This window comes from Blastomonas sp. UPD001 (assembly GCF_003426715.1).
Classification (GTDB): Bacteria; Pseudomonadota; Alphaproteobacteria; order Sphingomonadales; family Sphingomonadaceae; genus Blastomonas.
Genome location: NZ_QKVT01000001.1, coordinates 1801919 through 1813523 on the forward strand (window position 1 = coordinate 1801919; position 11605 = coordinate 1813523).

6 protein-coding genes and 1 pseudogene are annotated in these 11605 nt (G+C 62.0%); 2 read left to right on the forward strand and 5 right to left on the reverse strand.

Going from position 1 to position 11605, the window contains the following annotated elements:
* A partial coding sequence (locus DM995_RS09170) for an adenylate/guanylate cyclase domain-containing protein (RefSeq protein WP_157973145.1) occupies positions 1 to 1862 on the forward strand: 1862 nt, incomplete at its 5' end.
* A gap of 141 nt (positions 1863 to 2003) precedes the next feature.
* Positions 2004 to 4110, forward strand: a pseudogene (locus tag DM995_RS09175) (AsmA family protein).
* 65 nt (positions 4111 to 4175) lie between these two features.
* Here DM995_RS09175 and katG read toward each other — a convergent pair.
* The 5 genes from katG to DM995_RS09200 all read right to left on the reverse strand — a co-directional run.
* A complete protein-coding gene (gene katG / locus DM995_RS09180; protein WP_116969228.1) occupies positions 4176 to 6407 on the reverse strand; it encodes a catalase/peroxidase HPI in 2232 nt (743 codons plus the stop codon).
* A gap of 126 nt (positions 6408 to 6533) precedes the next feature.
* Positions 6534 to 6728 (reverse strand): S-adenosylmethionine:tRNA ribosyltransferase-isomerase, encoded by a 195-nt coding sequence (locus tag DM995_RS09185; protein WP_286164940.1) that lies wholly within the window; start codon positions 6726 to 6728, stop codon positions 6534 to 6536.
* 163 nt (positions 6729 to 6891) lie between these two features.
* The gene (locus tag DM995_RS09190) at positions 6892 to 7677 is read right to left on the reverse strand and encodes a hypothetical protein (protein WP_157973146.1); all 786 of its coding nucleotides are present in this window, start codon (positions 7675 to 7677) and stop codon (positions 6892 to 6894) included.
* Positions 7678 to 7862: 185 nt separating this feature from the next.
* Positions 7863 to 9026 carry a tyrosine-type recombinase/integrase gene (locus DM995_RS09195; RefSeq protein ID WP_232824245.1) on the reverse strand — a complete coding sequence of 388 codons (1164 nt, stop codon included), beginning with the start codon at positions 9024 to 9026 and terminating at the stop codon, positions 7863 to 7865.
* A 245-nt stretch (positions 9027 to 9271) separates the two neighbouring features.
* Positions 9272 to 11605: DNA-primase RepB domain-containing protein (locus DM995_RS09200; protein ID WP_198669306.1), on the reverse strand; the 2334-nt coding region annotated here is incomplete at its 5' end.

Consider the following 11605-nt stretch of genomic DNA (forward strand, 5'->3'; position numbering starts at 1 on the left):
GCGTGATGCAGAACATCAACAAGCATGACGGCAATTTCACCGCTGACGATGTCGCGCTGCTCGAGGAAATGACCAGCCAGGCCACGGTCTTCCTGCAGAGCCTGCAATCGATCGAGGAGATCGAGCAGGTGCGCGCCAAGGAGCTCGCCTTCCTGTCGATGATCTCCGAGATCAGCTCCGAGGTCGATCTCACCCGGCTGCTCCAGCGCGTGGTGGCCGAAACGGTGCGCATGTTCGAGGCCGAGCGCGCGACGATCTTCATCCACGACAAGGCGACCGATACGCTGTTCTCGCTGTTCTCCGCGGGCGGCAAGGTCAACGAGATCCGCTTTCCGTCCAATGTCGGCATCGCGGGCACGGTGTTCACGACGGGTCAGAGCCTCAACATCCCGCACGCCTATGCGGACCTGCGCTTCAACCCCAGCTTCGACCGCCAGACCGGCTTCTTCACCCGCTGCATCCTGTGCGTGCCGATCGTCAACAAGCAGGGCGAGGTCATCGGCGTCACCCAGGTGCTCAACAAGAAGACCGGCGCATTCACCGACAAGGACGAGCAGCAGCTCAAGACCTTTACCGGGCAGATCGCCATCGCGCTCGAGAATTCCAAGCTGTTCGACGATGTCCAGCGGATGAAGCTGTACAACGAATCGGTGCTGCAGAGCATGTCGAACGGCGTGCTGACGCTCGACCCGCTGGGCAAGATCATCACCTGCAACCAGGCGATCGAGCGCATCTGGTCGTGCAAGGCGGCCGAGGTCCAGGGACGGTTGCTTGCCGACCTGCTCGATGAACAGGGCAGCTGGATTCTCGACCGGATCGAGCGGGTGAAGGAGGAACGCAGCAGCGACATCTTCCCCGATGCCGAGGTGGCGCTGTCCGGTGTCGTCAAATCGGTCAACCTCACGATCATGCCGCTCGTCTCCGAGAGCGACGACAGCAAGCTCGGTTCGATGCTGATGGTCGAGGACATCAGCAGCGAGAAGCGCATGAAATCGACCATGTCGCGCTATATGGACCCGGTCATCGCTGCGCAGATGATGGACAATGACACGCTCGACCTGCTCGGCGGGGTCAGCGCCGAGGCGACCATCATGTTCACCGACGTGCGCGGCTTCACGACCATCACCGAGGAATATGGCGCGCAGGGCACCGTCTCGTTCCTCAACGAATATTTCAGCTTGATGGTCGATTGCATCACCGCGCAGGGCGGGATGCTCGACAAATTCATCGGCGATGCGATCATGGCGTGCTTCGGCCTGCCCGTTCGTCACGATGACGATCCCGATCGCGCCGCGCGCGCCGCGATAAACATGATCCGCACGTTGTGGGAATGGAATGCCCAGCGCCGCGACCGGGGCCTGAAGACGGTCGACATGGGCGTCGGCATCCATACCGACCACATCGTGTCGGGCAATATCGGCAGCCCCAAGCGGATGGACTATACCGTGATCGGCGATGGCGTGAACCTCGCAAGCCGCCTCGAAAGCGCTTGCAAGGCCTATTCCGCGCGCATCCTGGCGAGCGAGAACACCGTTTCGCGCTTCAACGGCACGTATCGGATGCGCGACATCGATCTGGTCGTGGTCAAGGGCAAGACCGCGCCGGTGCGCGTGTACGAACTGCTCGACTATCACGACGCGCAGACCTTTCCGGCGATGCGCGACGTGCTCGGTCATTTCGAGGACGGTATCATCGCCTATCGCGCCGCGCGCTGGGACGAGGCGATCACCCGCTTCGAGAAATGCCTGTCGCTCAACCCCGGCGACGGCCTGTCGCGCACCTATGTCGAGCGGTGCCGCATCCTGCAGGCGACGCCGCCCGAGGGCGACTGGGACGGCGTGTGGGTGATGAAGGAGAAATAGCGCCCGGCGCCGGAGGACGGTGCAACCGCCTGCCTTCTGGCGGGTTTTCCTTGCAGGATCCCCTTCCGGCGCCAGCAGCCGCGCCCGTTTCCGTCGTGGAAAACAGGCCTGGCGCTGGCGGCCAGAGTGCTAGGCGCAACCATGAATTCGATTTCGCACGATGCGCCGACCAGCCCGCTGCCCCCCGATGAACCCGCGAGTGAAAACGCCCCGCGCACCGAACGCCGTCGCCGCTGGCTCCGTATCGCGGTCAGGATCGGTATCGGTGTGCTCGGCGCGCTGCTCGCCATCTGGCTGATCCTGTTCATCACCAAGGGCCGTTTCCTGAAGCACCCGGTGGAAAGCATCGCATCGTCGCTGACCGAGCGCGAGGTCGCGGTGAAAGGGGATTTCCAGCTCTATTTCGCCCCTTTCAAGATCAAGTTCCTGGCCGAAGGGCTGACCGTGTCGAACCCGCAATGGGCGACAAGGCCCTATCTGTTCACGGCTAAGCGGATCGAGACCCGCATTGCGCCGCTGGCGCTGCTGTTCGGCAACTGGCGGCTGTACTGGCTCGATCTGACCGACGGTGCGGTCGATCTGGAATGGAATGCCCGGCGCACCGCTAACACCTGGACCTTCGACAGCAAGGGCGATGCCGAACCGCTGGAATTGCCGACGATCGACCGTGCGACCCTGCGCGACACGAGCGTTCGATACCGGGACCCGGTGCTTCAGCTCCTGGCCGATCTGGATTTCGCTTCGATCAGGTCCAGCGGCGCGAAGATCGGCGAGGCGGTGCGCTTCACCGGCAAGGGTCGGCTGCGCGAGACCCCGTTCACGCTGACCGGCGCGTTGCTGACGCCCGATGCGACGGTGCGGCGCGGCCGGAACAAGCTGGAGCTGCAGGCACGCGCCGCGAATAACATCATCGACATTTCGGGCACCCTGCCCAGCCTGGCGGATATCGAGGGCGTGCCGCTGGCGACCCGCGCGCGCGGGCGCAACGCGGCCGAACTGCTCGGCATCATCGGGGTCGTGATCCCCCGAACGCGCGCCTATACGCTGACGGCAACGCTGGTGAAGCAGGACCGGCTGTACCGGTTCGATGCACTTAAGGGCAGATTCGGCGCCAGCGACATTACGGGCCGGTTCGCGGTCGACATGAGCGGACCGCGTGTGCATGTCGACGCGACGCTCGCGACCCGGACGCTCGACATCATCGATGTCTCGCCCTTCATCGGCTATAATCCCGACCTTGTTGCCGCACGCGGCGTCCAGGCGGCCGCCGCCGCCACCGGCGCCGCGCCGGCGCGCCTGCTGCCCGATGCCAGTCTGCGCGCCGAGGGGCTCCGTGCGTTCGATGCCGATGTGCGCTACACCGCCGCCCGGCTGCGGTCGGACAGCATTCCGCTCAGCGACCTGTCGGTCACCGTCGATCTCGATGATGGCCTGCTCGAGCTCTCGCCGCTCGAGCTCACCATGGCACGCGGCAAGCTGATCTCGGACATCGCGATCGACTGGCGTCGCCGCCCGGCGGTCACCCGTTATGACATTCGCCTGGCACCCACGCCGATGGCGCAGCTGCTCAAGGGCTTCGGCGTGGCCGAAGCGGGCACCAACGGCACCGTCAAGGGACGCATCCAGCTGACCGGCACCGGCGATGCGTTGCACGATTCGCTGGCGAGCTCCTCGGGGCGCATCGCTTTCGTCATCCCGCGAGGCACCTTCACCACCCGCAACGTTCAGCTGTCGGAGCTCGATTTCGGAACGTTCATCCAGAAGATGTTCGAAAACAAGCTCAAGGAACCGGTGCAGATCAATTGCGGCCTCGTCGCCTTTACCGTGCGGCGCGGCGCGGCGGCAGCCGATCCGATCCTGATCGACACGCGCAAGAACGTCATCGCGGGACGCGGCGGGTTCAGCTTCGGCACCGAGCAGATGGACCTGGGCTTTCGTGCGGACGGCAAGAAATTCAGTCTGGTTTCGGCCCTATTTCTCGCAGCCGAGGCTGAACGTCATCAGCCCGGAGCTGTTGGGCCGTGCCGGGGCGGGACTGGGGCTGGCCGTGCTCGCGGCGCCGCCTGCCGCCCTGCTCGCGTTCGTCGATGTGGGGGACGCCAAATCCGCCGCCTGCGGACCGGTCCTGCAAGGCGCCACGGCCGCCGGCCAGCGCACCACCAAGGGCAAGCCGCGCGACGATGTCGGCAATGGCAAGGCATCGACCAGCGGCGGCAAGAACGACAAGAAATTCCTCGGGATCTTCTGACCCGGACACGGAAACGGCGGCGCTGGCAAACCCTGCGCCGCCGCCTTCAAGTTTGGGGATGAAGCTTATTGCAGGCCGAGGTTCATCACCTTGGTCCAGGCCGCGACGAAATCCTGCGCGAACTTCTGCCCGCCGTCGCTCGCCGCATAGACTTCGGCCACCGCGCGCAGCTCGGAGTTCGAACCGAAGATCAGGTCCACCGGCGTGGCGGTCCACTTGAGCTGGCCGGACTTGATATCGCGCCCTTCATACAGACCCGCTTCGCTCGGCGACTTGGTCCACTTGTTGCCCATGTCGAGCAGGTTGACGAAGAACGCGTTGTTGAGCTGACCCGGCGTGCTGGTGAACACGCCATGCTTGGCCCCGCCGGTATTGGCGTCGAGCGCACGCAGGCCGCCGACCAGCACGGTCATTTCGGGCACCGTCAGGCTCAGCATGTTCGCACGATCGACCAGCATGTCGACCGGCGACATCACGCTGCCCGCACCATAATAGTTGCGGAAGCCGTCCGCGGTCGGCTCAAGCGGTTCGAACGCGGCGACATCGGTCTGCGCCTGGCTGGCATCGCCGCGGCCCGGCTTGAACGGCACGGTCAGGCTGTGCCCGGACTTGCGCGCGGCTTCCTCGATCCCGGCCGCACCGGCAAGCACGATGGTGTCGGCCAGCGAGATCTTCTTGCCGCCCTTCTGCGCCTTGTTGAAGCTCGCCTGGATCGCTTCCAGCCTGGCGACAACCTTGGTGATTTCCGCCGGATTGTTGACCGCCCAGTCCTTTTGCGGAGCGAGCCGCAGGCGTCCGCCATTGGTGCCGCCGCGCATGTCGGTGTCGCGATAGCTCGCCGCCGCCGCCCAGGCGGTGCGCACCAGTTCCTGCGTGGTCAGACCCGAGCCCAGGATCTGCGCCTTGAGCGATGCGACATCCTGCGCATCGACCAGCGGGTGATCGACCGCCGGAACCGGGTCCTGCCAGATCAGGTCGACCTTGGGCGCCTCGGCCCCCAGATAGCGCCAGCGCGGGCCCATGTCGCGGTGAGTCAGCTTGAACCAGGCGCGGGCAAAGGCATCGGCAAACGCATCGGGGTCTTTGTGGAAACGTTCGGAGACCTTGCGATATTCGGGGTCCATCTTCAGCGCGAGATCGGTGGTGAACATGATCGGCGCGTGACGCTTGGTCTTGTCATGCGCGTCGGGGACCAGGTTCGCGGCACTCTTGTCGCTGGGGATCCACTGGATCGCGCCGCCCGGGCTGCGCGTCTGCACCCAGTCGAAGCCGAACAGATTGTCGAGATACTGGGTGGTCCAGGCGATCGGGTTGACCGACCACGCGCCTTCCAGCCCGCTGGTCACCGCATCGACGCCCTTGCCGGTGCCGCACTTGTTGACCCAGCCGATGCCCTGCTGCTCGGTCGGCGAGCCTGCCGGATCGGCACCGATGCACTCTTCCGCCTTGTGCGCGCCATGCGCCTTGCCGAAAGTGTGACCACCCGCGATCAGCGCGACGGTTTCCTCGTCGTTCATCGCCATGCGGCCGAAGGTCTCGCGAATGTCCTTGGCGGCGGCCAGCGGATCGGGATTGCCGTTAGGGCCTTCGGGATTGACGTAGATCAGGCCCATCTGCACCGCAGCCAGCGGCTTTTCGAGCTTGCGATCGCCATGATAGCGATCGGCGGCGAGGAACTTCTTCTCGCGCCCCCAATAGACCTTGTCGGCCTCCCAGTCGTCGGTGCGGCCACCGGCGAAGCCGAAGGTCTTGAAGCCCATCGATTCGAGCGCGACATTGCCGGTGAGCACCATCAGGTCGGCCCAGCTGATCTTGCGACCGTATTTCGCCTTGATCGGCCAGAGCAGCCGGCGCGCGCGATCGAGATTGGCATTGTCGGGCCAGCTGTTGAGGGGCTCGAACCGCTGCTGGCCGCCACCTGCCCCGCCGCGACCATCGGCGGTGCGATAGGTGCCCGCGCTGTGCCAGGCCATGCGGATGAAGAACGGACCGTAATGGCCGTAATCCGCCGGCCACCAGTCCTGCGACGTGGTCATCAGCGCCTTGATGTCCGCCTTGACCGCCGCGATATCGAGCGTCTGGAATTCCTTCGCATAATCGAAATCGTCGCCCATCGGGTTGGATTCGCGCGCATGCTGGCGCAGCGGCGACAGGTCGAGCCGCTCGGGCCACCAGTCCTGGTTCGAATTGGCGGCGGCGGGATTGACCTGCGGCTGGGTGACGGTCTGGGCCATGGCGGACGGCGCAGACAGCGCGACGGCCAGCATGGCGATCACGGAAACGGAGGTGCGACTCATGGATGGGATCTCCTGCTTGGGACGGCGCATTCGCCGTTCACAGGAGATTAATCCGGGACGAGTTGATCGGGAAAACCGAAAATCCTGATCTATGTTAGTGACGCACTAGATCAACCAACGGCGCGCTCAGGGCAGCAGCAGTGAGGAATCGCCATAGGAATAGAAGCGATATTCGTTCGCGATCGCGTGCGCATAGGCCGCCTTCATCACATCGAGCCCCATCAGCGCCGAGACCAGCATGAACAGATTTAGCTTAGGTGAAGAGGTTTCTGTTATATTGCATGCACTTACACCGGGTTTCTTGCCAGCAAAATGCACCACCCATCAACCACCCAGACCGTCGGAAGGCTCTAATCTGGCCATTTCCAAGCCAACGAACTTTCAGCCCAGTGGGACTCCCGATTCCGCCTGTCACCTGCCCATCAGGGCGGATACAACCGAGTCCGGTTGACCCTGTCCGGCAATAACGCAGCTGGATGTTGGACTAAGGAAGCTCAATCAGTTTGGCTTGGAACCTATGTTCCGCGCTGCCAATCTTCGCCACAATCGACACTGGTTCCTTTTCTACACTTTTTCGAAGATTCCTCGGAACATCGAACGCCACTATGCCGCTGGTCATCTCGCCAGGCTTAAGTGTGGTCTGACGCAGCATCCCGTTCAACGCCTCTATTCCCCCCAACTGCCGAATCTGAATGGCATTCAAGGTTGCCTGATTTTGCGCTGCAGCTTGCTGGCTCTGCTGCGCTGCAAGGTTAGGGTCATAGGCGGTGTAGGTGCCGAACCCACTAAAATGCCCGCCGCTTGCGGTCGTTCCGTTGTAGTTGAAACTGCCGGTGGTATATCCGTTCGCCGAACCCGCTGCCATTGCGCCGCCGAAAAGTGCCAAGGCCTGACGACGCTTTATGTCTCGCCGATGCCGTCCTGCGAGTTCTTCATAATCGAGCATCGAAACCCGAGTACCCGACGCGTCCTCTACCCAGATGTTCTCCGAGCTCACCTCAACTGGCTCCTCACCTATGTTCAGAACGGTGATGCGAAAAGTTGTCTGATCGTCCGGCAGCGAGTCCATCGAGTCAATCACGCGGACGATGGCTTCTGCTCCCTCGCTATCGACCGCTGCGACACCCCTTTTCCAAGTCAGCTCCTGCCCATCTTGCGGCATGAATTTGAAATGATATTGATCTTTGGCTTGTGCTGTCGCGCTTTCAGCCGACCAGACGATTGCCAAAGCTACAAATGAGGACACCCAGCAGACTTTAGGCTGAATCATGTCGACCTCTCTGGCGAGTATAGGAATTGCAGAGCGAGCGGTATTGCACTCAGTATTTACCGTTTGAGCGGAGGTCAAGGTTCCGTCATCGGATGCAAGAATGAACTGAGCAAAACCCGAAAAAAAAATGCAAGATTAAAAATGGACCGGCCGACGCAGACGCGCCGACCGGTAACGAGTTTTATCTAAGCGTCTTCGGCCCAAACAGTGCCCGATGCGTCGGCGGCCAGATTGACCGCATTGAGCAGGGTGCCCTGGCTGAGATGGGCGTACCGCTCTGTCGTCTTGGCCTGAGCATGACCGAGAATCTTGCCCACCACGTAAAGCGATTGCCCCGCATTCACGAGCTCGCTGGCAACTTGGTGGCGGCAATCGTGCACCCGAAAGTCCGGCAATCCAGCCGCTCTCCGGGCGGTATCCCAAGAGTTGTAGAACGAGGTGAACGGCTTCAACGTGGCCGGATTGGGCAGCAGCCAATCGCACCCTTTGAACCGTGGCACCTGCTCCAGCACAGCCAAAGCCTGATCGGACAGCGGCACATGCCGTGCCTTGCCGGTCTTGCTCATTGGGATGCGCCATACCCTGCGTCCGATATCGAAGTGCTCCCATCGGGCGTCCAGCAATTCCCGCTTACGGCACCCTGTTAGGAGCAGCAGCGCGACGATATATTTGAGCTGGGTGTTGGGGCTTGCCTCCACGGCGGCCTTCAGGCGGGCAGTTTCGGCCGGAGTGATGTACCGTTCAATCTGATTGTTGCACTCCTTCTGCTTGACGCCTTCAAGCGGGTTGCGCTCCGAGCCCGGTATCCCCCATTTCTTTGCCATCCGCATCATATGCGACAGGATGACCTGCCAGCGGTTGACCGTCGCCTGGGCATAACCTTCAGCGACCTTCGACGCCAACCAGTCCATGATTTGCGTCTGATCGAGTTGATCCAGATGCAGGCGGCCGAACTTCGGCAATAGGTGGAGCCGCAGATACCGATCATCGATGTCGTGCGATCGCTTGTAAGTTCTGGCGTATTCGAGATAGCGGACCGAGAGCTCGGCCACCGTGGGAATGTTACGCTTGTCCTTGCGCTCCTGCGCGGGGTTGCGACCGGTGATCGCCTGCGATTTTAGGCGCTGGGCGATCTTGCGTGCTGCCGACGGTGAGATGTCGGCCGCGTTCCCGATCTTGATTTGCCGCTGGCGATTGTGATCATCGCGGAAGCGCAACGCGAACGTCTTTTGGCCGCTACGTCGCACTTCCAGCAGATAGCCAGGAAGGCTTTGATCATAGAGATCGATCTTCGCTTTGCCGGGCGGACACACGGCGGTGAGAACTGTAGTGGCATTGAGCGTAACCATAGGCATTTTGAAATTCCCTTCTATCGTTGGTTTTGGTTAGCTCGCCAGCCACCGGCCGGGGCGCACTAGGGGTGCACCACCGGACGCGGCGTGTTGGCGCTGTGGCGTTGGTGAAATTGCCCGAGCGGGCATGGGAGATGTCGAGGGCCGGTGGCGTCCGGGCGCGAGCCGGGTCAGGGCGCGTTCTTGGGCGGGTTGGTCACGCGCGGGTGTCAGGCAAAGGGGGTAGAGGGGGCGGAAGAGGTTTACCCCCCTTTCCCCCCTTCGACGGTCACCTGCACGACGCGCCACGACTTGCGTTCGGTCAGGTCGCCGTGCTGCAGTTCCAAGCCATCGACAATCCGCCCGACGTTCTTTTTCAGGAAGTGTCCAAACCGGTTGCGATCTATCATCCCGCCTGCCGTTACCGGAAGATCGTCAAGTGCCTCAGCGAGCAGAGGCGATTGATCAGAGTCTTCGATCACATTGCGCACCGTAACGGATCCGTCACCGAAGCGGCCGTGCCAAGCCTTCAAGAGATGGCGCAACGGCTCGATGTACGGATCGGCTTTGACCTGTGCCATCAGGCTAGCGGCCGGATCGGGTAGCCCGAGCCAGAGGAGTGGCTGCCGACAGTATTCGCTCCACGGCCCTTCGAAGCTTGCGATGGGCGGCACGTCGGTCATCGGTCGCCCCGCGACCTGCCACGCCCGGATTATGGTGAGCACGCACGACACGAACTTGGCCCTGTTCGCCTGCAACAGCTTCACAGGATCGCGGTCGTAGGTGAGCTCGAAGGGCGTTGACGTTTTTGGCTGTAGTCGTGCGGTGATCACCCGCCGCGTCATATCACCGACCGCTTCGATGTTGTTGCCAGTACCCAGCAGCAAGACGCGTGTGCTGACCGTCGCCGTGCGCGATGCGCCCAGAATGCGATCGGTGATTTTGTCGGAGGTCAACATGCGGTTTATGACCGCGTGTGGCTTCCAATCCGTTTGCATGTCGTCGAACACGATCGCCGGAGGGCCGGTCATCAACGCGGCCAAGATCGCCTTTGACGCCTCCTCCGCCGTTGCCGGATAGCCGCTCGTGGTCGGCTGCGCTGGCGACGCGAACAGAGCGATGGTCCTGGCCAAAAAGCTTTTGCCGCTGCCCGGCATTGACGCGGTGATGCTGAATGCCGGTGCGTAGGGCAAACCCGGCCTTACGGTCGCCGTGAAGATTGCGGACAGTGTGGCTGAGCGGTCGGCTTCAGTGGCGAAATGGAATTCGCCGATGAGGACGTTCAGTGCTTCCAACGCTGCCACAGCGTCTTCGTGTGTCGGCTCCCCGAGCTGATAATCGGACGCATCGAAATAGGCCAAGATACCGCTCACACTGTCATAGCCGGAGTCCACCACAAGTACGCCGTCCGATTCCCGGAAATATGGCTGACGAGCGAGCCCGTTCAACACCGGCAGATGCTTGTACGCCTGGCAACGCAGCAGCGTCTGGACATACTTGGGTCCAGGGTCGCAACGCAACCACTGGCCTTTGCCTTCCGGTCGCTCCCAGATCGCCGCGTCGGCCAGTTCGGCCGTCAGCTGTTGCTCATTGACCGGGCTGGTCGATAGCTCACCGCTCAACGGATCACGATGGATACGAACAATCATGCCGCCTGACTGGAAGTACTGCCCAGTTTGAGCCAGCAGGAACTCGGCGGCTTCGACAATCCCGTTGATATGGCCGGGCATGGTCCGAATGCGTGGTTTACCGGTGGCGTCGTCGGACTTGATGTCCATCTGCTCCAGCAGATTGCGAATGGATAGTTGATCGCCGTGCGAGTGCTGACAATTGAATCCACCATAGGGGTGCTCGGCGGTGGGGTCGAAGTATGCCGCGCCCGTGTCGAGAGCGTCGGTGTGCTCCTCGCGCCACGGGCAAGTGATCTCGTGCAGACCGTCGCGGATCATCTTTTTGTACAGCCCCCTGGCCTTCAGAGCCGTGACCACAGGGTATTCGGACGGTGCCGGTGTAAAAACGGCGTTCCCCGCCAACCCACCGGTGCGGCGCTTCGCGGGCGTCCGCCCACTCGCAACCCGCGAGACGGCCGGAGCAGCGAGTTCAATCGACAAAGCCGTCGCCAAACTCTTGGAGGTGTAGGTCACACCGGGATTCCACGTTACCAGTTTGCACTCGAACGGGCGGCCGGTTTTGTCCTTGTGCTTACTTTTGCCGTTGATTGCGTTTGGCATCCGGACCCAGCGCCCAACGCCCTTTGACCCAGGATCACTTAGCCCTGCGGCGACGACCGCATTTTGCAACGCCTCGACTTCATCAATATCTGTCACCGGAGGATTCAACCGAAAACCCCATTGAAAATTGCCCGCGCTTGTCTCAAGCTTATAAGTTGGCTCGACGCCGGCCAGCTTTTTTTCTTCACCCTTCGTGCCCACGTCATCGAGCATCAGAAAGTGGAAGGCGGAACATTTTTCCTTCGTCGCGCTGACACTGCCGTCATCGCTCTGCAGGAAGCTAGAGCAATTCAAATAGTTGTTTTTATCGCGCGGGCATTGTGCATTTACATTACCGGCAGCTTGCGCGAACCACCCGCCTTCGCC

Coding starts and splice junctions, on each gene's coding strand:
- katG (WP_116969228.1), bottom strand. CDS start 6,407: ATGAGTCGCACCTCCGTTTCCGTGATCGCCATGCTGGCCGTCGCGCTG.
- DM995_RS09190 (WP_157973146.1), bottom strand. CDS start 7,677: ATGATTCAGCCTAAAGTCTGCTGGGTGTCCTCATTTGTAGCTTTGGCA.
- DM995_RS09195 (WP_232824245.1), bottom strand. CDS start 9,026: ATGGTTACGCTCAATGCCACTACAGTTCTCACCGCCGTGTGTCCGCCC.